We start from the raw sequence: 21,669 nt of genomic DNA, 5'->3' as shown, positions 1-21,669 counted from the left end.
CCGGCGCAGCAGCGGTCAGCTGACGACGTCCTTGCGGAGGAAGTGCCACCACGCCGCTGCCAGCAGGACCGTCGAGTAGGCCAGCGACCACATCGCCCCGCGGGCCATCGCCTCCCACGCCACCGTGGGCCCGAGGGCGTCGGTCCAGGCGTACGAGTAGTGCGTGGGGAGCACCTCGCGCCACCGGCCCAGCGCAGTGACGGCGTCGAGGATGTTCGACACGATGACGAGCAGGACGGCACCGCCGACGGCCCCGAGCGGGGCGTCGGTCCAGACGCCGATGACGAACCCGAGCGCGGACACGAACACGAGCGTCACCGCGAGGTAGCCGACGATGAGGAGCAGCCGGGGCAGCGCCTCCGAGGTCGGCAGCGACGTCCCGAGCGGGGTCGTCACCGGCCCCCAGCCGAAGAACAGGCCTCCGGCGAGGTACGCGACGGCGGGCAGCAGGACGAGCGCGAAGAACGAGTACGCGAGCGCCACGAGGAGCTTGCGGGTGAGCAGGTGGGCCCGCGGCACGGGCGAGGCGAGCAGGTAGCGCAGGCTCGACCAGCTCGCCTCGCTCGCCACGGTGTCCCCGGCGAAGAGCGCGAAGACGACGACGAGCAGGAAGCCCGTCGCGACGAAGAGGGTGAAGAGGGTGAAGTTGCCCGCCCCCGCCGTCGCGACGTCGACGAGGCCCGGGGCGCCGCGCCCGGGCTCCGGGTCGCCGGCCTTGAAGGCCGCGACGAGCAGGAACGGCAGGAGCACGAGGAACCCCAGGGTCAGCTGGGTGCGGCGCCGGGTGAGCTGGCGCCGGACCTCGACGAGGAACGGCAGGGTCCGCCGGGGCGCGAAGCCGCCGGCGGCACCGGCGGCCCCGTGCCCGGGCGGGGGCGCCTCGACGTGGTCGAGGCCTTCGTGGGTGCCACGGCTGGGCATCGGTGACTCCCCCTCAGCTCTCGCCCACGAGGGCGAGGAACGCCTCTTCGAGCCCGCGCTGCGGCGCGACCCGCTCCACCTGCAGCCCGGCCGCGACGAGCGCCGCGACGAGCGCGCCGCGCGGCGTCCCCACGAGCCGCAGGACGATGCCGGTCGGCGTGGTCCCGACGTCCTGGGCGCCCTCGACGGCCGCCGCGACCGCGGCCGCGCGCGGCGGGTCGTCGACGTCCACGACGACGACGGTCGCCGAGCCGACGAGGTCGGCGACCGTGCCCTCGAAGACGAGCCGGCCCTGGTGCATGACGACGACGTGCGAGCAGGTCTGCTCGACCTCGGCGAGCAGGTGGCTCGACACGACGACGGTGCGCCCGGTCGCGGCGTACCGGCCGAGCACCTCGCGCATCTCGCGGATCTGCGGCGGGTCGAGACCGTTCGTCGGCTCGTCGAGGACGAGCAGGTCCGGCAGGCCGAGCATCGCCTGCGCGATGGCGAGCCGCTGGCGCATGCCCTGGCTGTACGTGCGGACCCGGCGCTGCACGTCGTTCCCGAGGCCGGCGACCTCGAGCGCCTCGTCGAACCGGGCGTCCGCGGCGGGGCGGCCGGTCGCGGCCCAGTACAGGTGCAGGTTCTCCAGGCCGGACAGGTGCGGCAGGAAGCCCGGCCCCTCGACGAACGCACCGACCCGGGACAGCACCGGCGCCCCGAACCGGACCGGCTCACCGAACACCCGGATCTCGCCCTCGGTCGGGGCGATGAGCCCCATGAGCATCCGCAGCGTCGTCGTCTTGCCGGCCCCGTTCGGGCCGAGCAGGCCGAGCACCCGGCCCTGCTCGACGGTGAACGACAGGTCGGAGACGGCCCGGAACCCGTCGCCGTACGCCTTGCCGAGGTCGCGGACGGCGAGCGGCACGTCGGCGAGGTCCGGGTCGGGCCCGGTGTCCCGCCGTCCGCGCCGGACGCCGACGGTCACCACGAGGACCGCGGCCGCCATGAGCCCGACGAGCCCGAGGGCCCACGGCAGGAGCGGACGCAGCCCGCCCCCGACGACCTCGGCGTCGAGCACCGGCACGGTGAGGGTGCTGTCGCCGGCGAGCGCGACCTCGTAGGCGCGCCCGTCGGCGGGCAGCGCGTAGCCCTGGTCCGTCGTCGAGACGACGACCCGCAGCCGGTGACCGACGGCGAGGTCGGTGACGACGGCCGGCAGGGCCACGGTGACGTCCTGCGGGGTCGGCGTGACCGGGCGGCCGAGCGACTGCGGGTCGCGCCGGTTGCGCGGCAGCTCGAGGCGCACCGGGGACACCAGCCCGCGCGGCAGCGTCGCCGCGCCACCCGGCGCGACGTCGTAGAGCCCGACGAACAACGTCGCGTCGGGCGCGGTCGTCGTGACCCGCAGCGCGACCCGGCCGCCGCCGACGACGGTGCCGGCCCGCTCGACCGGTGCGGTCTCGAACGCCGCGACCTGGCCGGGCAGGGCCGAGAGCGCGGAGCCGCCGCCGACCGAGCCGAGGGCGCCCGCGAGCGCCCCGCCGACCCCGGGCAGGGCGGTCAGCGCGGCCGGCGAGCCGCCGGGCGGCGCCTGGACGACCTGCGGCCCGCCGGTGAGCGGCAGCCGGACGACGGGCACCGGCCCCGCCGCGGTGACGCCCGGCTCGGCCGGTGCGATCCGGACCTGGGGCGCCGGGTTGCTGTCGATGCTCGAGACGACGGCGTCCGGCACCGTGACCTCGAACCGGGTGTCGGGCGCGGAGCCGTCCTTCTTCACGTAGCGGTCGAACCACGCGAGCGTGAGGTCGCGCAGCCGCTGCGACTCGTCGACGCCGCCGTCGTGGCCGCCGGCCTCCCAGACCACCTTGACCGGGGTTCCGGTCGCGGCGATCGCGCGGGCGTTGGCGTCGCCCTCGGAGAGCGGGAAGAGCGAGTCCGCCTGGCCCTGGACGAGCAGCGTCGGGGCCGTGACGTCCTTCGTGACCCGGGCCGGGCTGGAGCGCCACAGCAGGTCGAGCATCGCCGTCGTCGGGCGGCCGGTGCGGGCTGCCTCGGAGTACATGTCGCACAGGTCCGCGGCGAACCGGCCGCACGCGTTCGCGGCGGGGGCCGCGGTCGGGCCGTCGTCCGTCGCGCCCGGCGGGGCGGTGCCGGACGGCGCGGCGCCCGGCAGCAGACCGGCCGCACCGCCGGAGAGCCCCGACCCCGACGGCGAGAAGAAGACGCCGGCCCAGGCCCGCTTGAAGACCCCGGCCGGGGCGACGGGCGCGACGGCGGCCGGCGTGGCCTGCGCGCCGGCGGCGTCGACGGCGAACTGCGGGAAGAGCGCCTGCCGCAGGTCGTTCCACGTGATCTGCGGCGCGATGGCGTCGACCCGGCGGTCGAGGCCGGCGAGCAGGATCGAGAGCGCGCCGCCGTACGAGCCGCCCGCGACGCCGACCCGCGGGTCGCCGGGGCCGTCGAGGAGGACGTCGGGCCGGGTCGCGAGCGCGTCGAGGACCTTCTGCGCGTCGGCGACCTCGAAGTCCGGGGCGTCGAGGTGGATCCGGCCGCCGCTCGCCCCGAAGCCGCGCGCCGTGTAGGTGACGGCGACGTAGCCGTCGGCGGCCAGCGTGCGGGCGTCGTCCGCGAGGTCGGTCTTGCTGCCGCCGAAGCCGTGCGCGAGCAGCACCGCCGGGTAGCGCCGTCCGGACCCCTCGCCGTCCGCGGGCGGGGTGAACACGCTGACGTCGAGCGTCACGGTCGCGGCGTCGCCGGGCTCCGGGACGCCGTCGACGCGGTAGGTCTGCTCGCGGACGCCGGCCGTCGCGTCGCCGGACGTCGCGACGAGCACGCCCGCGACGGCGACGAGCACGGCCGCCGCTGCAGCGGTGATGCCGATGGTGCGGCGGCGCACAGGCGTTGCCCTTCCGGTTCCCGGCCGCCCCGGCGGACCACCGCGACGGTTGCGGCAGGCCTCAGCCTGCCATCCCCGCAGGATCAACGCGCGGGACGCCCCGGACGTTCACGGCCGGTCCGGGCGCGGGCGCCGGCTCAGCCCTCGGAGACCGTCGTCAGGTAGTGCCGCAGCTGCTCGACGACGAACGCGTGGTCGTCGGCCTGCGGCAGGCCGCTCACGGCGACGGTGCCGACGACGCCGACCCCGACGACGTTCACCGGGAAGGCCCCGCCGTGCGCGGCGTAGGTGTCGGCGTCGAGCCGGAACACCTCCTCGAAGCTCTGCCCGCGGACCCGGCACTCGGTCCCGACCCGGTACGAGCTCTTGGAGAACCGGTCGACGACCCGGCACTTGCGGTCGATCCAGGCGTCGTTGTCGGCCGACGTGCCCGGGAGCGCGGCGTGGAAGAGGCGCTGGCCGTTGCGCCGGACGGAGACGACGACGGGCAGGCCCGCCGCACGGGCGGCCTCGGTGAGCCGGACGCCGAGGGCCCAGGCGACGTCCTCGTCGAACCGCGGGAAGCGCAGGTCGGCCTCCTGCGCGACGAGCTCGGGCAGCAGTGCGACGGCGTCGGCCTGGGTCTGGCTCACGAGGGCTCCTTCTCGGGGTCGGTGACGTCGGCGACGGTCGCGTCGAGGGCCGCGATCGCGACGCCGGCGTCGATGGCGATCGCGGTGTTGTTCACGCCGCCGCCGAGGGTCACCTCGCGGCCGACGAGCCGCTCGTCGGCGACGACCGGCCAGGCGGTCGTCGAGCCGAACGGAGTGATCGTGCCGCGTGCGTAGCCGGTGGCGGCCTTGGCGGTGTCGGCGTCCGGCATCGACATCCGCTGGACGCCGAGCAGGGCGCGCAGCTTCGGCCAGGAGATCGTGCGGTCGCCCGGGACGAGGACGAACAGGTAGTCGCCGTCAGCGCGGCGGACGACGAGGGTCTTCACGACGTCTGCGGGCTCCACACCGCGGGCCGCGGCGGCCTCCGCGAGGCTGCGCACCGGGCCGTGCCGGACGACGCGGTGCGGCAGGCCGAGCGCCTCGACCGCGGCCACGGCGCGGGAGACGGGGTGCGTGTCCACGTCAGGCGATCCACCGCGGCCGGCGGGCCCGCGCGTCGAGCCACCGGTCCGCCCAGAGGTAGGCGCCGGCGGCCGCGAGCAGCAACGCCGTGACGAGCGCGGCGTTGCCGAGGACGGTGCCGTAGCCGAGGTCGTCGACGTCCACGAACGGGTACGGGTAGAACCCCGCGACCGCGCCGTGCGCGAGCGTCCAGGCGAACCAGGCGACGGGCCAGACGAGGGCGAGCAGGACGACCCGCCGGTCGGTCCGGCGGCGCGGCCCGTAGACCGCCCAGCCGACGACGGCGAGCACCGGGACGACGTAGTGCAGCAGCGCGTCGGCCACGGCCCACCAGCCGTCGAGGTCGACGGTCGGGCGGAGCACGACGAGGTAGACCAGCCCGGTGACGGTGATGCCGACGACGCCGTCGAGCCGGACGACCTTGAAGAGCAGCCGCGCCCCGCGGGCCGGGCGCAGCCACAGCGCCCACGCCGCTGCCGCGACGAGCAGGTTGCTCTGGATCGTGAAGTAGCTCGCGAGCCGCAGCCAGCGCACCGGCAGCGGCTGCCCGGTGGTCGTCGTCGTGAGCACGAACTGCAGGACGAGCGCCGCCGTCGTGACGACCGCGGTCGCGAGGTGGAACCAGGCCGCTCCCGGCAGGAGGGCGAGGTCGCGGACCTGGCGGACCGCACCGCCCGCCACCTTCTCCTGCGCCATGGGCGAACGATATCCACGCGTTCGTGAGCATGCGCACCGAAGGTCGCCTTCTCCCCCGGACGGCGCACGCGCGGCGACCGTGCCGGTCTGCGGGCGGGCCCGCGCGGACGCAGGATCGCGGGATGGGGGCCACCACCGCACCGCCGGGCGCGACACGTGCTGCGCTGCACGCGACGGGCGCGGTCCTGCGGGACACCCGCCGCCGGCTCCGCGGCCACGACCTCGCGCTCGCCTCGGCCGCGGCGACGTTCTACGGCGCGCTCACCGTCGTCCCGTCGGTGCTCGTCGCCGTCTCGCTCGCCGGCGTCCTGCTCGGCCGGGACCGGACGGCCGCGTACGGCGAGCGCCTCACGAGCACGCTGCCGGTCGCGATGGGCGCCGGCCGCGGCACCGACGCGCTGCTCCAGGCCGGGCTCGCGCTGACTCCGCTCGGCGTCGTCCTCGCGGTCTTCATGGGCACCGCCTACGGCGAGGGGCTGAGCCGGGCCTTCGCGCGCTTCGCGCCGCTGCCGGACGACGCCCGGCCGCCGACGTGGTGGGTCCGGGCCACCACCCTGCCGCTGCTCGGGCTGGCGCCGCTGCTGCTGTCCGGGCTGCTCGTCGCGTCCCCGACCCTCGCCGCGATCAACGGCCGGTCGGGCGGCTGGGGCCGGGCGCTCGCGGCGTACCTGTCGCTCACCCTCGTCTGGGTCCTCCTGTGGGCACCGCTCACGTGGACCTACCGGGTCGTCGGCCCGGGACGGCCGTCGTGGCGCGCCGCCTTCACCGGGGCCGTCGTCGCGTCGGCGTTCGTCTCGGGGTTCCTCCAGGGGTTCCTCGTCTTCCTCGCGATCCCGTTCGACCTCGGCCGGCCGTTCGGCGGGCTCACCGGGGTCGGCGTCGCGTCGTCCCTCCTGCTGTGGCTGTGGGTGCTCCACGCGGTCGTGCTCGTCGGGTACGCGCTCACGTGGGCGACGCACGCCCGGCTCGCGGTCTCAGCGCGGCGGGACGCCGACCTCGGAGGGCTGCGGGAAGCCGCCGGCCCACACGCCCCACCCCGCGAGGACGAGCAGCGCGACCGCGGCGGCCGGCACGAGCCAGACCGCGAGCGTCGTCCGGCGCCGTAGCCCCGCGGCCGCCGCGACCGCCGCCGCGAGACCGGTGAGGACGACGGTGCCGCCCTCGAGCGCGTTCGTGCCGGCGGTGGCGCCGACCGCGACGGCGAGCGCGAGCGCCGCCGGCCGGCCCGCCGCCGGCCGCGGCAGGGACCCGACCGCGCGCACGAGCGCGGCGACGACGAGGTACCAGCCGAGGTACCACAGGTGGTGCCCGACGACCTCGTCCCACAGGTGCGCCGTCCGGCCCGGCGCGACGTTGCCGACGGAGTTCGCCGCGAGGTGGATCCCGTGGCCCTCGACGTACAGCAGCACACCGGTGCCGAACAGCCACCAGGAGCGCCGGTCCGCCCCGGCGGCGCGCAGCGCGAGCGCGGCCGGCACGAGCAGGGCGAACGGGGTCAGCAGGTCGAGCCAGTCGGCCCAGCGGGTCGTCGCCGGGCCGCGGTCGGGGTCCGCGCCGGGCGCTGCGGCACCGCCGACGTCGCCGAGCGCACCGACCCAGGTGCCGAGGTGGTGGAAGACCGCGTACGCGAGCAGCGACAGCGCCGCGAGCCGGACGGCGCCCGAGCGCACCGGGCTGTCGCCCGGGTGGTCCGCCGCGTCGTCCACGCGTCGATCCTGGCACGCGCCGGGCCCGTCCCCGGTCAGGCGGCGCGCCGCCCGCGGACCGCGGCGAGCAGCGCCTTGGCGAGGCCCTCGGCCCCGGCCCGCCGGACGAGCCCCGTGAGCACGTGCGGCGTGAGGCCGCCGTCCGCCAGACCCATGTCGACGAACGCGTCGAAGACCCGCGGGTCGTGGCCCGCGACGTCGAGCCCGGCCGCGACGGTCCGTGGGTCGACGGCGAGCCGGGTGACGACGTCCATGTGGAGCAGGTGTCTCCCCATCGCGGCACGCAGCGCACGCCGGTACGTGGCGCCCGCGGCGTCCGGGGTGCCGAGCCGGGCGGCCCGGGCGGCGGCGAGGCCGGCGAGCGCGCCGCTGCGGACCGCGGCATGGATGCCCTCCCCGGTCAGCGGGTTGACCAGGCCCAGGGCGTCGCCCGTGAGCAGGATCCGGCCGTCGGGCTGGCGCCCGCGGCCCGACGACAACGGGAGGTGGTGCGCGGCCCAGCGGGTGCCGCCGTCCGCCGAGCCGGGCAGCAGCTCGTCGACGCGCTCGAGCATCCGGGCCTTCGACGGCCCGGCGCCGGCGGCCGGGAGCAGCTCGCCGTAGCCGACGTTCGCGGTGCCGTCGCCGACCGGGAAGGACCAGGCGTACGCCGGCCAGCCCGCGTCGTCCGTGAAGGCGATGACCTGCTCGTGCTCGCGGCCCGCCGAGACCGGCGCGTACCCGCGCAGCGCGATCGCCGTCCGGTCGCGGCGGTGCGGCGCGAGCCCGGCGGCGGTGCGGACGACGGAGTGCGCGCCGTCCGCCCCGACGAGCACCCGGCACTGCAGGACGCCGTCCACGTCGACCCCGCCCGGCACCGGGGCGACCCGCCGCACCCGGTGCCGCACGAGCCGGGCACCCCGCCCGACGGCCGCGTCGACGAGCCGGGCGTCGAACACCTCACGAGGCACGACGCGCGCCGGACGACGCATCCGGCCGACCGCGTCGGTGCCCCCGAGGAAGCCGAGCCGCAGCACGTGGACGGGCGTGTGGTCGTCGTAGAGCCCGGGGACGCCGAGGCGCTCGAGGACGTCCCCGACGTGCGGGGCGATGCCGTCGCCGCAGGTCTTGTCGCGGGGGAAACCCGCGCGGTCGAGGAGCACGACGCGGGCGTCCGGCCAGGCCCGCAGCACCCCGAGCGCCGCGGCGGCCCCGGCCGGTCCGGCCCCGACGACCGCGACGTCGACGGGGTCGTGGAGGGGGGCACCGAGGGGGTCCGTCACGGGGCCAGTCCATCACGCTGCGACACCACGCCCGGCGGGGCCGGCTCTGCCCCCAGGAGTAGACGGGACATCCCGGACGTCATTCCGAAGTCTGACGACGGGACGCAACCTTCACGGCATGCTGAGCGTCTCGGTGATCACACAGCGTCCGGTCGCGGGCGCTACTCGGAGGGGAACACTGTGCGCAGTCCACGCTCGCGGGCCGGCAGGCCCGTACCCGAAACATCCGGCCGCAGGCGCCGGGCCGTCGTCGTGTCCGCCGTCGGTGCGCTGTCGCTCACCGCGCTCGTGCCGTCCGCGGCGGCGCTCGGGGCCGCCGCGCCGGCCGGGCCGGTCGTCACGCTCGTCGCCGCCACGAAGACCGTGACGCTGAGCCACTACCCCGACGAGCCGGTCTTCATCGGTGACATCGGCGTGTACGCGGTGACCGGGGGCGCCGCGTTCGAGGTGCGGACCAAGCGCAAGGACTACTCGACGCAGCCCGTCTCGGACCTCATCCTCCAGATGAACGGGCAGCGGAGCGTCACCCGGCTGCCCGCCGGCCTCGTCGACGGCTTCACCGGCCTCACCGGCTTCGCGACGCAGACGGTCAAGGACGCCAAGGGCAAGACGGTGTCGACGTCGGAGCAGACCTGGTGCCCGGCGGGCTTCTCCGCCTCCCGGATGCAGCCCGACGCGAAGGCGGTCTCGCCCTACGCCGAGGGCTGCTTCGGCTCCCCGTGGTCGCTCGGCGCGGTCACCGGTCTGCCCGCCCACTGGGCGTCCTCGGTCGGCGGCGACTTCTTCGGCGGGTTCGACCCGTCCCAGCCGCTGCCGGACACGCTCCCCGACGGCACCTACACCGTGACGACCTCGATCTCCGCGCCGTGGCGCAAGGCCTTCGCCGCGACCAAGGCGACGTCGTCCGCGACCGTGAAGGTCGTCGTCAAGGAGGTGCCGTTCCCGGACGGCTTCGAGGGCGGCGCCGCCGGTGCGGCCGCCGCGTCCGCGCTGCGGGCCGGCTCCGGCGGGCCGTCCGCCGCGGCGGGCACGAAGCGCCAGTTCCCCAAGCAGGTCCCGGCCGGGCTGCTCGGCCGCGCCGACGGCCTGCTGCCGCAGCGGTCGTCCGCGGCCGGCACGACCGGCTCGTCGGGCTTCGCCGGCCCCGGCGCCGCGAGCGTCCCGGTCCCGGCCTCGCCCGCGGTGTCGCCGCTGGCGGCGTCGTCCGGCGCCATGGACCGGGCGAACGCGACGCAGGTCCCGAAGGGCCACCGGCCCGACCTGCGGGCCCTGCCCGCCTTCGGGGCGAGCATCATCGGCGACTTCAACGACCCGCTGGCGACGCGCGAGTACCTCGCGTTCGCCGCGACCGTCTGGAACGCCGGCCCGGCTCCGCTCGTCGTCGACGGGTACCGCAAGCCCGGCGCCCCGCTCATGGACGCCTACCAGTTCTTCTACGACAGCAAGGGCAAGCAGGTCGGCTGGACCGGCACCGGGTCGCTGAAGTACGACCCGCGGACCGGCCACGAGCACTGGCACTTCCTCGACTTCGCGAAGTACGAGCTCATCACGTCGTCGGGGAAGGCGATCCTGTCGCAGAAGGAGTCGTTCTGCCTCGCCCCCACGGACGCCGTCGACCTCACGGTCAAGGGCGCCCGCTACAAGCCGAACTCGACGGGCCTGTCGACGGCCTGCGGCAGCCAGCAGTCGATCGCGATCCGCGAGACCCTCGACGCCGGCTGGGGCGACACCTACGGCCAGTTCCTGCCCGGTCAGTCGTTCGACATCACGGACCTGCCGAACGGCACGTACACGATCCGGGTGACGGCGAACCCCGCCGGCAACCTCGTCGAGGGCAGCACGGCCAACAACGTCTCGAACCGGACGGTCGTGCTCGGCGGCAAGAAGGGGGCGCGCACCGTGACGGCGCCCCCGGTCGGGCTCGTCGACATCCCGTGACGCGTCCCGTGTGACGCCGACGACCAGTGGCGCCGGCACCTCTCCCCGTGGGGTGCCGGCGCCACTGCCGTGCCCGGGCAACGGCTGCGGCTGTGAGATCCGCGACGCGGTCACGGGAGCCCGTGACGGCGCCGGGGTTGGTTAGGGTCGAACGCATGAGCTTCCGGGGGCAGCGGATCCGCGCGACGGCGCTCGCCCTCGCCGCGACGCTCGTCGGCGCGGGGGCCGCGGGCTGCGGCGGCGGGTCGTCCGGCGGGACGGCGTCCGCCCCGGTCAGCGCCCCGGCGACCGGCGCCCCGACCGGCGCCCCGACGGCGACGCGCACAGGGGTCGACCAGGCGGTGTCCGGGACGGTGCTGCTCGTGCCCGGCTACGGCGGCAACGTCCGCGACCTCGACGCGCTGCGCGACCTGCTCCGGTCCCGCGGCCGCACCGTCGTCGAGGTCGAGACCCCCGGTTCCGGCACGGGCGACCTGCGCGGGCAGGCCGCCGCCGTCGCCACCGCCGCGACGCAGGCGGTCGCCGCGGGGGCACCGTCCGTCGACGTCGTCGGGTACAGCGCCGGCGGCGTCGTCGCGCGGATCTTCGTCGCCGAGCAGGGCGGCGCGGCCGTCGTCCGCCGCGTCGTGACGATCGGCTCGCCGCACCACGGCACGCAGGTCGCACTGCTCGTCAACGGCACCGAGTGCCCCGACGCCTGCCGGCAGCTGCGTCCCGCCAGCGACCTGCTCACCGACCTGCCCGAGCCGCCAGTGGCGGACGGCGCCCAGGGGCCGGTGTTCACGAGCCTGTGGAGCGCGAGCGACGAGGTCATCGCGCCTCCCACGTCGTCCGTGCTCGAGGGCACGCTGTCGATCCGGCTCCAGGATGTGTGCGCCGACGACGCGACGACGCACACGATGCTGCCGCGGACGCCGCTCGTCGGCGGGCTGGTGCTGCGGGCGCTGGCGGACGAGCCCTTGCGCGCCGCGCCCGCGCCGGACGAGTGCGAGACGGTGCGCACCCGGGGGTGAGCCGATCCCGGCGCCCGCGCCGAGGCTCATGTCCCGCAGGTACTGGTCCCTGTCGAGCGTCAGAACGATGCCGGTCAGGGCCCGTTCGCCGGCCTTGCGGTATCAGGGCTCTGTGTCGACGAGCACGCCGTCGTGGTCGAAGCAGATGTACTTCTTCACCGGGCGGTCCGCTCCTGGTGAGCGGGGCTCGCTGCATTTGATTCGAACGCTTGTTCGACACAAGCCTGAGTGTGCAGTAGGATCGGATCATGGTCGAGCGGGGGTCGCAGTCTGGAGCCGGGGTCGGTGACGCCGGCCTCGACGACCTGCTCGCGGCCGATCCGCTGGGTGGTGAGATCAGGCTGACGGCAGCCGATCTCGCGGACTGTCCCGGCGAGGACGACGACCTTCAGCGGATGCTGGCCGATGCTCACGCTGAGCGGCTCGTCGACCAGTGGCGGGCTGATCCGTTGACAGCGCAGGCGGACTGGGATGCCGCGCTCGCGTCGCTGTATGCGCGGGTCGCGGCTGATGACCGGCGGGCCGCGGTCGAGCGGCGGGTGGTGCTCGACGGGGTGCCGGGGCTGGGGTCGTTCGCGGCGTCGTTGGAGGTCCTGGACGGGGCGGTGGCGTGGACGCCGGAGCAGGCCGGTGTGGAGGGGTTCGTCGATGATCTGGCGGACGGGGCGATCTCGGGGTTCGCGGCGGCGCGGCGGGTGGAGGGCCATGCGCTGTGGTTGCAGGTCGCTCATGCCGCGGTCGTGGTCCGGGCGTTCACCGGCCGGACCCCGTCGCTGCCGCGGCGGACCCGGTCGGGGCGGTTGCTGACCGACGACCAGGACGTCCTGGTCGACGGCTCCGTCGCCCTCGAACTCGCTGTGGCGGCCGGGGTCACCCAGGGCAAGGCCGCCGCCCTGGTCGACGCCGCGACCACCCTCGTCATCGACGAACGGCTACCACTCACAGCACGGGCCCTGCGCGAGGGCCTGTTGGACTGGGCGCGGCTGCGGATGGTCGTGACCCGGACCCGGGCCCTGACCCTCGAGAACGCCCGGGCCGTCGAACGGCTCGCCTACGCGACCGATGGGGTGCTCGACGGTGGGATCCGGCGGTTCGACACTGCGTTGACCGCCGCGGTCCTGGCGGTCGACGCCGACGCCGAGGCCAACCGCCGCCGGCGCAACCGCAAGGGCCGCCGGGTCAGCATCCAGACCACCGACGACGGCGCCGCCCTGTTCACCGCCGTCGGGCCGGGTGAGGCCGTCACCGCGGCCTACAACGGCCTCGACGCCGCCGCCCGCTACCTCCGCGCCCACGGCGACCCGCGCACGTTGGACCAGCTCCGGCACGACCTGTTCGTCACCGGCTGCACCACCGGCTACCTCCCCGTCCCCGCCGACGTCCTCCCGGTCCCCGCCGGCTGCGTCCCCAGCGCGACACCGGTGCTGGCGCCCGGTCCTGTGGCCACCTCCGCGACCGGCCCGACTCAGCCGTCCGGCACCGCGAGCCGGACCGGCCAGGCCGGCGCGACCGGCCCGACCGGCCCGACCGGCGCTGCTGGCCGGACCGGCGCGGCCAGCCGGACCGGCGCAGCAGGCCCGAACGGACCGATGGGGAGCGCTGCTCGCGTCGACGGCGCGGCCGGCGCTGAAGCGGCCGCCGACGAGTCCGGGCCGCAGTGGTTCACCACCACGTGGCCCGACGTCCAGGTCACCGTCAACGTCACCGTCTCCGCCGAGACCCTCATGGGCCTGGTCGACGACCCCGGCACCCTCCACGGGTACGGGCCGATCCCCGCCGACGCGATCCGCGACCTCGTCACCAACGGCGTCTTCCGGTGCCTCGTCGTCGACGGTGAGCACGGCACGGTCCTCGGGGTCGGGAAGAACACGTTCAGCCCCGGGTACGTCGCGAGCGAACGGTTGAAGCTACTGGTCGAGCACGCTCATCCGACCTGTACTGCGCCCCACTGCACGAAGGCGTCCTGGCGCTGCGACCTCGACCATGCCGAGCCCTACGCGCAGGGCGGAGCGACGTGCAGCTGCAACGTGAGACCGCTGTGCCGCGCCTGCCACCGGCTCAAGACCGCCGGACTCCTCGTCCCCGAACAACGCAACCACCCCGACGACCCACCCGGCACCATCGCCTGGACCACCCGCACCGGACGCACCTGGACCGCACTCCCGCACGCCCCACTGGCCCGGCCGCCGGACCCGTCAGCGCCGCTGTCCTCACTGCCGCACGCCTCGACAGTCCAGGCGGAGGACGCGCCACCGTTCTGACCGCACTCCGGGCCGCCCTGGGCTCGGCGTCGCTCGGCCGTCGCTCGGCCGTCGCTCGGCCGTCGGTCGGCCGTCGGTCAGGGGACGACCGGCGCCGTCTGCCCGGCCGCCGGGGCGGTCGGCGCGTCGGCGGGCGGCACCGGGTCCGTCGTCGTCGAGCTGCTGCCACCGTCGGTCGGCGTCGCAGTGGTCGCGTCCGTCGAGGACGTGGTCGTGCCGGGGTCGGTGGGCACCGTCGTCGCGCCGTCCGACGGCGTGGCCGTCGCGCCGTCGCTGGGCGAGGCGGTCGGGTCGGTCGCGGTCGGGGACGGCGTGGTCGACGGCTGCGGCGTGGTGTCGGCGCCGCCTCCGACGACGGAGCCGATGGTCGTCCCGGACGCCTCGCTGCCCGACACCGGGTGCCCGAGCAGCCCCTCGGTCACGCTGAGCAGGCCGATCCCGAGGACGAAGCCCAGCGCGGCGACCGCCGCCACCGGCTTCCACGTGACGCGCGGGCGGGAGCGGTAGGTCGTCACCGCGGAGAGCCCGCTCGTGCCCGCCGCCTCGGTGACCTCGACCGGTTCGGCGCCGAAACCGCTCGGCACCCGCGCCGGGTCGGTCTGCGAGGTGCCACGGACCGCGTCGGGGCCGGGCCGGACGAGCACGGTCCGCGTCGTCCGCACCCGGGTCGCGGCCGTCTTCAGCGAGGTCGCGTACGCGGCCCCGGCGACCGTCGAGACGACCGAGCCGAACGCGGCGCCGATGAGCGTGCCGGCCACACCGAGGAACGACGCGGCGACCGCTGTGGTCACCGCAGCGAGGGCGCTGCCGGCGATCTGGGACAGGGACAGACCGAGGAAGGTCCGCGGCTCGCTGTCGTCGATGTCCGACCCGTCAGGGCCGAGGGGCTGGGTCAGGGTCGTCGTCGTGGTGTCGCCCATGAGTGTGGTGTCGTGTCCGAACTGTCGGGTGCGTGGACAAAAGGATGCTCCATGGGTGCGAGCGCGTCAGCGCCCCGATCGGTTCCCCGATCCGGCCGGTGTGAGCGGACTCACCGCGCGCGGAGGGCCAGAACCCGGGGTCTCACCCGAACGCCTGCTCGGTCACCGCAGCGGAGGTGCCGACAGGCCCGGTGGCCGATCGCCCCGTGCGCCCAACGGGCCGGTCGCGCGCCCCCGGACCACCCGAGCACCACCCCCGAATCGGAGAGATCTTCCATGCCTTCCGCCTGGCTGGCGACGACCGGTTTCGTCGCCGCCGCCCTCGGTGTCGCGACCGCACTCCCCCAGGTCTGGCGGCTGCTGCGAACGCCCGGCGCGGACGGCATGTCGCTGCCGTCCGTCGTCCTCGGCGCCCTCGGCACCGGCACCTGGCTCACCTACGGCCTCCTCGAGGCCGACCCGCCGCAGATCGTCGCGAACGTGCCCGGCCTCGCCGGGGCGGCGGCGATCGCCGTCCTCGTCGTGCGGCGGACGACGACCCGCCCCGCCCACGTGCTCGGCGCGGTCGCCACCTGGTGCGGCCTCGTCGCGGCCGCCTGGGCCGCGGGCGGTGCCGTCGCCGTCGGCAGTGCCGCGACCGTCGTCTCGCTCGTCGCCCGCGCGCCGCAGGTGCGCGAGGTGTTCACGGCCCCCTCGCTCGCGGCGATCTCCCCGCTGAGCTTCGGGCTGAGCACCACCGCCTGCACGCTGTGGGCCGTGTACGGCGTCGGGACCGGCCAGTTGCCGGTCTGGGCCAGCTCGGTCGTCGCGGGCACCATGTCGCTGGTCGTCTGCGTGCGGGCCACGGTGCGCGCACCGGAGCCCGTCGTCCGGCCCGTGCCGCACCCGGTGCCGCGACAGGCCCAGCCGCAGACGACCGCGGAGGCGCTGCCGCTCGCCGCCTGAGGCGGCGCCCTGCGGGCCCCGGGGCCGCGCGGGTGCGGGACAATCGACGGCGATGACCCCCCGCTCCCGCCCCGCGCCCGCGGCGGCCGACAGCCTGCGAGCGACGCTCGTGACGCAGGACGTCGGCCGCGCCGTCGAGGTGCTGCGCGCCGGAGGGCTCGTCGGGCTGCCGACGGAGACGGTCTACGGGCTCGCCGCCGACGCGCAGGACGTCGCGGCGGTGGGCCGGGTCTTCACCGTCAAGGGCCGGCCCGCGGACCACCCGCTCATCGTCCACGTGGCCTCCGCCGACGACCTCGACCGCTGGGCGGACGGCGTCCCGGCCTACGCGCGCAGGCTCGCCGGCGCGCTCTGGCCCGGGCCGCTGACGCTCGTCGTCCCGCGCAGCCGGCTCGCCGGTGACCATGTCACCGGCGGCCAGCCGACCGTCGGGCTGCGCTGCCCCGCCCACCCCGTCGCGCACGCCGTGCTCGCCGCGTTCGGCGGCGGGGTCGCCGCGCCGTCCGCGAACCGGTTCGGCCGGGTCAGCCCGACGACGGCGCAGCACGTGCTCGACGAGCTCGGCGACCGGCTCGACCCCGCGCGCGACGTCGTCCTCGACGGCGGCCCGAGCGCCGTCGGTGTCGAGTCGACGATCCTCGACTGCACCGGGCCCGCCCCACGGCTGCTGCGCAGCGGCGCCGTCACGGCCGCGGCCGTCCTCGCGGCGGGCGGCGTCCCGGTCGTCGGCACGGTCGGCAGCACGGTCGGGAGCACGGTCGGCAGCACGGCCGGGAGCACGGCCGGGAGCACGGCCGGCGGCACCCCGGACGGCGGCCCTCGGGGCGACGTCCGCGCGCCCGGCATGCTCGCGGCGCACTACGCACCGCTCGCCCTCGTCGTCGTCGCCCGGACGCCGGCCGACGTCGCCGCCGCCCTCGCCGCCGGNTCCCGACCGTGCTGCCGACCGTGCCGACGACCGGGTCTGCTCGCCCCCGCCGCCGTCCCGACCCCGCCGGGCGTCGTCCGGCTCGCGGCCCCGCCGGACACCGCGGCCTACGCGCACGCCCTCTACGCCGCGCTGCGGGCGGCCGACGAGCAGGGGCTGGACCGGGTCGTCGCCGTCCCGCCGGAGGGCGGGGCGCTCGCCGACGCCGTGCTCGACCGGCTCCGCCGGGCAGCAGTCGGGAGCAGTCGGCACCGGCCGTTCGGCTGATACGCCACACTGGCCGGGGGCAGGATGCACAGGTCACGGGAGGCGAGCCAGAGGTGTCGGACGTCGGCGCGCGGCCGGTCGAGGTCTTCCTCGACGGGATCGCGCGTGCCGACCTCGGGCTGATCCACGACCGGCTCGCCGAGGGTGCCGTCCTCACCGTCCCGTCGCTGCGCGCGACCCTCACCGGCCGCGCCCACGTCGTCGCCGCGGTGCACGCGGTGCTCGTCGCCTTCCCCGACCTGCGCTACACGTCCCGCAGCCGGTACATCGCCCCCGGCCAGGTCACCGACGAGGTCGTCCTCACGGGGATCCGGCTCGGCCCCTGGGGCGACGTCCCGCCCTCGGGGCGCCCGCACCAGCTCCCCGCCCGGCTCGTCATCGAGCACGACGGCCTGCTCGTCACGAGCATCGGGATCTGGGCCGACCGCGCGTCGCTGCAGGCGCTCGTCGACGACTCGGTCGACCTGAGCCGGTCGGCCGGGCAGCCGATCGTCGACGCGCTGCGGGCGATGGTGCCCGCCGGCGACCCCCGCGTCATCCTCGGCACCGGCCGGGAGGCCAGGGCCGCCGCACCGGTGACGCCCGCACCGCCGGTGCGCGCCGACGAGCTGAACCCCGCGGCCGCCAAGGCCGCGGCGCTCAAGGTGCCGATGCCGCGGCGCGTCCGGCGGCTGCTCGTCGTGACGTCCGCCGGGGCGATGGCCGCGGCGGCGGCGCTCATCGTCGCGTGGGTGGCCCGCGGCGCGCTGTCGGCCCCGTCGGCGCCGACGGTCCAGGTCTCCCCCGTGTCGACCGCTGCCGGGGCGCCGTCCCCCGTGCCGTCGAAGCCCGCGCCGACGAAGACGTCCGGTCGCGGCTACACCCGGGTCGGCGACCTCATCACGCTGAGCACGGACCTGACCTTCGAGGTCAACAGCGCACGCCTCAACGGCCGGGCCAAGAAGGTGCTCGACGACGTCATCGCGCAGGTCCGCGCCGAGAAGCGGACGGGCAAGGTCGTCGTCAACGGCTTCACCGACTGGACAGGCACCGAGCAGCACAACATGGAGCTCTCGCAGAGCCGGGCGGACGCGGTCGCCGCGTACCTCGAGAAGGGCCTGCGGGGGCGCGGCATCCAGGTGACGTCGAACGGGCTGGGCGAGAAGAACCCCAAGGGCGACAACCGGACCGAGGCCGGGAAGGCCACGAACCGGCGCGTCGAGATCACCGTTCCCGGGCGGCCGGGGACGCCGTCCCCGGTCTCGTCCTGACGACGTTCCTGACGCTGATCCGTCCGGACGCCCGCCCGCTCAGGGCGTGACGGACGGCCTCACTTCTTGACGACGACCGTGCCCGGCCACTTGTCGTGCAGCGCCTGCTTGCGGTTGTCCCAGGTGGGCCACAGGTAGTCGACGAGGGAGTAGATGCCGCTCGCCACGAGGCCGGTGACGAAGGCCGCGAGCTCGCCCGTCATCCACCGCTGCGTCGCCTGCCAGTAGGACGGCGTCCCCGGCCGGTCCCACGGGCGGACCCGCACGCCGCACATGAGCTTGCCCAGCGTCGCGCCCTTCCAGCCGACCAGCCCGATCGTGTAGACGGCCTGGACGACGAGCATGACGAGCGAGGCACCGATGAGCGGGCCGAGGATCCCGGAGTCGGTGTAGATCGCGAACGGGTCGGTCTCGAGCGGCCCGCCGGGCTCGAGGGCGCCGCTGTTCTCGATGTAGTCGATGAACCGGCGCACGACCTGGGCCCACAGCGGGAACCCGGCGAGGCCGCCGAGCAGCGTGACGATGAACCCGTCGAGGATCCGGGCCAGCAGCCGCGCGCCGAGCCCCGCGAGCGGCTGGCCGTCCGGCGTCGCCTGGGCCTTGCCGCCGGGGACGACCCCGCCGGGATAGCCCTGCGGGTACGGCTGCGGGTAACCCTGCTGCGGGAAACCCTGCTGCGGGTAGCCGGGCTGCGCGTAGCCCTGCTGGGGGTAGCCCTGCGGGTAGCCGGGCTGCTGGTACCCCTGCTGGGGCTGGCCGGGCTGCCCGTAGCCGGGCTGGGCCTGGCCGGGCTGGGCGTAGCCCGGCTGCGCGTAGCCCTGCTGGGGGTAGCCCTGCTGCGGGTAGCCGGGCTGCGTGTAGTCCGGGTACCCCTGCGCGGCAGGCTGGGCCTGGTACCCCGGGTAGCCCTGCTGCGCGGGCTGGTCCGGCTGCTGCGTCGTCTGCTGGGCGGCGGGCTGGCTCCACGGCGAGGCCTGCTGCTCGGCCGGTGAGGTCCACGGCGCCGCGGCCGGGACGTCCGGCTGCTGCTCGGGCTCGGGCTCCGGCGCGCGGTCCTCCGCGCTGCTCCACGGGGACGACGGCTGCTCGGACGGCTGCTCGGACGGCTGCTCGACCGCGGACGGCGCGGGCTCGGGCTGCGGGTCGCTCACCGTGGCAGCGGGCCAGGTCTGCTCGGTCAAAGGGGACGGCTGCTCGACCGGCCCGTTCGTGGTGTACGACGGCTGGTACGCGGGCTCGGACGGCTGCTCGACGGGCCCGGCCGGCGTCGGCTCGCCGCGCTGCTCGTAGGACGGCTGGTACGACGGCTGGTAGGACGACTGGTACGACGGCTCGTACGCCGGCTGGTACGACGGCTCGGTCGACTGCACCGGCTCTGCGACCGGCTCGGCCGACTGCACCGGCTCTGCGACCGGCTCGGGCGACTGCACCGGCTCGGCGACCGGATCCGCCGGCCGCTCGACGACCGGCTCGACGACCGGCTGCTCGACGGCCTGCTCGACCGGCTGCTCGACAGCCTGCTCGACGGGCTGCTCGACCGTGGTCCCCGGCGCCGGCGTGGTCGCCTGGGTCCACTGCGCGCCGTCCCACCAGCGCAGCTTCGTCGGGTCGACGGGGTCGGCGTACCAGCCGGCAGCGGGAAGCGTCATGGCCGACAGCCTGCCGCACCTGCGGGCCGGCGCGGTACCCAGGTCGCGCTTTCTACCGGTTCGCCCGTTTCAGCAGGTCGCCGCCACCGCATCAGACGTCCCAGCTGATCGTCGCGAGCCGTCGCGGGCCGGGCGGCCCGAGCTCCGCGAGCGCGGCGGCGACCTCCGGGTCGCGGTCGGCGGGCAGGCAGAGCCGGACCCGGGTGTAACGGACCTGCTCGGCGGGGTCGACGGCGGCCTCGCGCGGCGGTGCCGGGTCGTCCCACTCGTCGAGCCGGACGGCGAGACCGGCCTCGCGCAGCACGTCCGCGGCGTCCCGGGCGGTCGGGCCGAGCGGGCGGTCGAGGTCCCAGAAGCGCTGCCACAGGGGCGCCATCCGGGAGAGCGGGTGCCGGACCGGCAGCTCGAGGACGACCCGGCGCCGGGCCTTCGCCGAGAGCGCGAGGCCGAACGGGGCCAGGGCCGCGACGTTGTAGGCGACGTGGTGGCTCACGACGACGTCCGCCTCCGGCGTGACCGCGGCGACGTCCGGCCAGTCCCCGAGCACCTCCACGTGCTCGACCCCGCGCTCGGCCGCCGCCGCCCCGAAGCTGTCGAGCATCGACTGCTGGTGGTCGACCCCGACGACCCGGGCTGCGGGCGGGGTGAGCGCGAAGGCCGCCCGGCCGCCCCCGCAGCCGACGTCCAGGACGGTGCCGCCGGCGGGCAGTACCTCGCGCGCCGCCCGGTGGGAGGGGGTGTCCGGCTCCTGGCCGGTCGCGACGAACAGCGCCACGGGATGGATCCACGGCGACTGCGGGGCCCGCGCGAGGATGTGCTCCGGGATCCCCCACGCCGCGAGCGCCTGCTCCCACCGCGCGGCCGCGGTGCCGTCACCGCTCGTCCGGTCACCACTCGTCCGGTCACCACTCGTCCGGTCCATGAGCGCATCCTCCACCCGGGCGACGGCAGCGGTCCCGGGACACCCGGCACGTGTCGCGCACCTACGGTGGGTGGATGCGGACGACGGCCGGACGGCGCGGGGCGGGCGCGGCGGGCGCCGCCCTCGCCGTCGTCGCCGTCCTCGCCTGCCTGGCGCTCCTCGCGGCGTGCGGTTCGCCCGCCACCGACCCGACCGCCTTCGCCCCCGAGCCCGGCCGGACGCCGTCCGGCCCGACGCCGTCCGCCACAGGCCCGACCGGCCCGACCGGGGTCGACGGCACCTGGCGCCTCGTGTGGAGCGACGAGTTCGACGGCCCGGCGGGCGCCGGCCCCGACCGCTCGCGCTGGGGCTTCGACACCGGTGCCGGTGGCTGGGGCAACGACGAGCTCGAGACGTACACCGACTCGACCCGCAACGCCCGGATCACCGACGAGGGCACCCTCGAGATCGTCGCCCGCCGCGAGGGCGCCGGCTTCACGAGTGCGCGCCTGTCGACCGAGTCGACCTTCAGGCACCGCTACGGCGCCTACGAGGCACGGCTGCGGCTACCGGCGGGCCGGGGCCTGTGGCCCGCGTTCTGGCTCAACGGCATCTGTGCACAGGGCTGGCCGGACTGCGGCGAGATCGACGTGATGGAGTCGGTCGACGCGGTCCCGAGGACCGTCCGCGGCCGGGTGCACCTGCCCGGCCCGGACGCCCGGCCGGGCCTGGGCCGGGACTGGCCCGTGGCGTCGGCCCTCGACCAGGGTTTCCACGTCTACGGGGTCGTGTGGGACCCGCAGTTCGTCGCCTTCAGCTTCGACGGGCACGAGTACGCCCGGGTCCGCAAGGACCGTCTCCCGGACGGCGACCGCTGGGAGCTCGACCACGAGGCGTACCTGCTGCTCAACGTCGCCGTCGGCGGCAGGTGGCCGGGCAGCCCGGACGCCACGACGCCGTTCCCGTCCCGGCTCACGGTCGACTGGGTACGGGCCTGGGACCGCGTCGGGTCCTAG

The 21,669-nt window shown here is 76.2% G+C and carries 18 protein-coding genes and 1 pseudogene; 9 read left to right on the top strand and 10 right to left on the bottom strand.

The genetic code is table 11. From position 1 onward, the window contains the following. Window positions 1-15 precede the first annotated feature (15 nt). The 5 genes from EDJALFJO_RS20060 to EDJALFJO_RS20040 form a co-directional block, all read right to left on the bottom strand. On the bottom strand, window positions 16-921 hold the full coding sequence (locus tag EDJALFJO_RS20060; RefSeq protein ID WP_088288077.1) for an ABC transporter permease: 906 nt from the start codon (window positions 919-921) through the stop codon (window positions 16-18). 13 nt (window positions 922-934) lie between these two features. Beyond that, window positions 935-3,802, bottom strand: coding sequence for an alpha/beta fold hydrolase (locus EDJALFJO_RS20055; protein ID WP_198950477.1), 2,868 nt, complete (start codon window positions 3,800-3,802; stop codon window positions 935-937). Window positions 3,803-3,939: 137 nt separating this feature from the next. Continuing rightward, on the bottom strand, window positions 3,940-4,434 hold the full coding sequence (locus EDJALFJO_RS20050; protein WP_088288076.1) for a heme-degrading domain-containing protein: 495 nt from the start codon (window positions 4,432-4,434) through the stop codon (window positions 3,940-3,942). After that, complete coding sequence (locus EDJALFJO_RS20045; RefSeq protein ID WP_143448674.1) at window positions 4,431-4,916, bottom strand: aminoacyl-tRNA deacylase; 486 nt, start codon at window positions 4,914-4,916, stop codon at window positions 4,431-4,433. The genes EDJALFJO_RS20050 and EDJALFJO_RS20045 overlap by 4 nt, the downstream gene beginning before the upstream one ends. Window position 4,917: 1 nt before the next feature. Beyond that, the gene (locus tag EDJALFJO_RS20040) at window positions 4,918-5,613 is read right to left on the bottom strand and encodes a Pr6Pr family membrane protein (protein WP_088288075.1); all 696 of its coding nucleotides are present in this window, start codon (window positions 5,611-5,613) and stop codon (window positions 4,918-4,920) included. Between the two features lie 122 nt (window positions 5,614-5,735). Between EDJALFJO_RS20040 and EDJALFJO_RS20035 the strand changes: the two genes are divergently transcribed. Next, window positions 5,736-6,719 (top strand): YhjD/YihY/BrkB family envelope integrity protein, encoded by a 984-nt coding sequence (locus EDJALFJO_RS20035; protein ID WP_158220497.1) that lies wholly within the window; start codon window positions 5,736-5,738, stop codon window positions 6,717-6,719. A 635-nt stretch (window positions 6,720-7,354) separates the two neighbouring features. On the opposite strand, the gene EDJALFJO_RS20030 is transcribed toward EDJALFJO_RS20035, so the two are convergent. Beyond that, window positions 7,355-8,581 carry an NAD(P)/FAD-dependent oxidoreductase gene (locus EDJALFJO_RS20030; protein ID WP_088288073.1) on the bottom strand — a complete coding sequence of 409 codons (1,227 nt, stop codon included), beginning with the start codon at window positions 8,579-8,581 and terminating at the stop codon, window positions 7,355-7,357. Window positions 8,582-8,833: 252 nt separating this feature from the next. Between EDJALFJO_RS20030 and EDJALFJO_RS20025 the strand changes: the two genes are divergently transcribed. Next, on the top strand, window positions 8,834-10,519 hold the full coding sequence (locus EDJALFJO_RS20025) for a lysyl oxidase family protein (protein ID WP_088288072.1): 1,686 nt from the start codon (window positions 8,834-8,836) through the stop codon (window positions 10,517-10,519). Between the two features lie 155 nt (window positions 10,520-10,674). Further along, window positions 10,675-11,532, top strand: a complete 858-nt coding sequence (locus EDJALFJO_RS20020) for an alpha/beta fold hydrolase (protein ID WP_088288071.1) — start codon at window positions 10,675-10,677, stop codon at window positions 11,530-11,532. Window positions 11,533-11,687: 155 nt separating this feature from the next. Here the strand turns inward: EDJALFJO_RS20020 and EDJALFJO_RS33630 are convergent, their stop codons facing one another. Then, window positions 11,688-11,945 (bottom strand): hypothetical protein, encoded by a 258-nt coding sequence (locus tag EDJALFJO_RS33630; RefSeq protein WP_143448672.1) that lies wholly within the window; start codon window positions 11,943-11,945, stop codon window positions 11,688-11,690. A gap of 36 nt (window positions 11,946-11,981) precedes the next feature. Here EDJALFJO_RS33630 and EDJALFJO_RS20015 point away from each other — a divergent pair, with 36 nt between their 5' ends. Continuing rightward, window positions 11,982-13,793 carry a DUF222 domain-containing protein gene (locus EDJALFJO_RS20015; protein ID WP_143448671.1) on the top strand — a complete coding sequence of 604 codons (1,812 nt, stop codon included), beginning with the start codon at window positions 11,982-11,984 and terminating at the stop codon, window positions 13,791-13,793. Between the two features lie 77 nt (window positions 13,794-13,870). Here the strand turns inward: EDJALFJO_RS20015 and EDJALFJO_RS20010 are convergent, their stop codons facing one another. Beyond that, window positions 13,871-14,713 (bottom strand): hypothetical protein, encoded by an 843-nt coding sequence (locus EDJALFJO_RS20010; protein ID WP_088288069.1) that lies wholly within the window; start codon window positions 14,711-14,713, stop codon window positions 13,871-13,873. A gap of 276 nt (window positions 14,714-14,989) precedes the next feature. On the opposite strand from EDJALFJO_RS20010, the gene EDJALFJO_RS20005 reads away from it, so the two are divergent. The 4 genes and pseudogenes from EDJALFJO_RS20005 (at window position 14,990) to EDJALFJO_RS19995 (ending at window position 18,103) form a co-directional block, all read left to right on the top strand. Continuing rightward, window positions 14,990-15,658, top strand: coding sequence for a SemiSWEET family transporter (locus tag EDJALFJO_RS20005; protein ID WP_158220496.1), 669 nt, complete (start codon window positions 14,990-14,992; stop codon window positions 15,656-15,658). Window positions 15,659-15,710: 52 nt separating this feature from the next. Further along, window positions 15,711-16,585 (top strand): annotated as a pseudogene (locus tag EDJALFJO_RS36515) (L-threonylcarbamoyladenylate synthase); the annotation flags it as partial. A gap of 1 nt (window position 16,586) precedes the next feature. Continuing rightward, on the top strand, window positions 16,587-16,853 hold a 267-nt coding region (locus EDJALFJO_RS35720), incomplete at its 5' end, for a Sua5 family C-terminal domain-containing protein (protein ID WP_233149954.1). Window positions 16,854-16,906: 53 nt separating this feature from the next. Next, window positions 16,907-18,103, top strand: a complete 1,197-nt coding sequence (locus EDJALFJO_RS19995; RefSeq protein ID WP_088288066.1) for an OmpA family protein — start codon at window positions 16,907-16,909, stop codon at window positions 18,101-18,103. A gap of 59 nt (window positions 18,104-18,162) precedes the next feature. Here the strand turns inward: EDJALFJO_RS19995 and EDJALFJO_RS19990 are convergent, their stop codons facing one another. Next, a complete protein-coding gene (locus tag EDJALFJO_RS19990) occupies window positions 18,163-19,752 on the bottom strand; it encodes an RDD family protein (RefSeq protein ID WP_088288115.1) in 1,590 nt (529 codons plus the stop codon). A 91-nt stretch (window positions 19,753-19,843) separates the two neighbouring features. Further along, window positions 19,844-20,674, bottom strand: coding sequence for a bifunctional 2-polyprenyl-6-hydroxyphenol methylase/3-demethylubiquinol 3-O-methyltransferase UbiG (locus EDJALFJO_RS19985; RefSeq protein WP_088288065.1), 831 nt, complete (start codon window positions 20,672-20,674; stop codon window positions 19,844-19,846). Between the two features lie 74 nt (window positions 20,675-20,748). Between EDJALFJO_RS19985 and EDJALFJO_RS19980 the strand changes: the two genes are divergently transcribed. Next, the gene (locus EDJALFJO_RS19980; RefSeq protein WP_088288064.1) at window positions 20,749-21,669 is read left to right on the top strand and encodes a family 16 glycosylhydrolase; all 921 of its coding nucleotides are present in this window, start codon (window positions 20,749-20,751) and stop codon (window positions 21,667-21,669) included.

This window comes from Kineosporia sp. A_224 (assembly GCF_002198655.1).
Lineage (GTDB): Bacteria > Actinomycetota > Actinomycetes > Actinomycetales > Kineosporiaceae > R-H-3.
Note: the sequence above shows the minus strand (reverse complement) of the source record. Positions and strands in the feature narration are given on the sequence as shown.

Bases quoted from the DNA above. Each gene is read 5' to 3' on its own strand.
- EDJALFJO_RS20040 (WP_088288075.1), bottom strand. From the start codon at position 5,613: ATGGCGCAGGAGAAGGTGGCGGGCGGTGCGGTCCGCCAGGTCCGCGAC.
- EDJALFJO_RS20060 (WP_088288077.1), bottom strand. From the start codon at position 921: ATGCCCAGCCGTGGCACCCACGAAGGCCTCGACCACGTCGAGGCGCCC.
- EDJALFJO_RS20010 (WP_088288069.1), bottom strand. From the start codon at position 14,713: ATGGGCGACACCACGACGACGACCCTGACCCAGCCCCTCGGCCCTGAC.
- EDJALFJO_RS19980 (WP_088288064.1), top strand. From the start codon at position 20,749: ATGCGGACGACGGCCGGACGGCGCGGGGCGGGCGCGGCGGGCGCCGCC.
- EDJALFJO_RS19990 (WP_088288115.1), bottom strand. From the start codon at position 19,752: ATGACGCTTCCCGCTGCCGGCTGGTACGCCGACCCCGTCGACCCGACG.
- EDJALFJO_RS20035 (WP_158220497.1), top strand. From the start codon at position 5,736: ATGGGGGCCACCACCGCACCGCCGGGCGCGACACGTGCTGCGCTGCAC.
- EDJALFJO_RS19985 (WP_088288065.1), bottom strand. From the start codon at position 20,674: ATGGACCGGACGAGTGGTGACCGGACGAGTGGTGACCGGACGAGCGGT.
- EDJALFJO_RS20020 (WP_088288071.1), top strand. From the start codon at position 10,675: ATGAGCTTCCGGGGGCAGCGGATCCGCGCGACGGCGCTCGCCCTCGCC.
- EDJALFJO_RS20005 (WP_158220496.1), top strand. From the start codon at position 14,990: ATGCCTTCCGCCTGGCTGGCGACGACCGGTTTCGTCGCCGCCGCCCTC.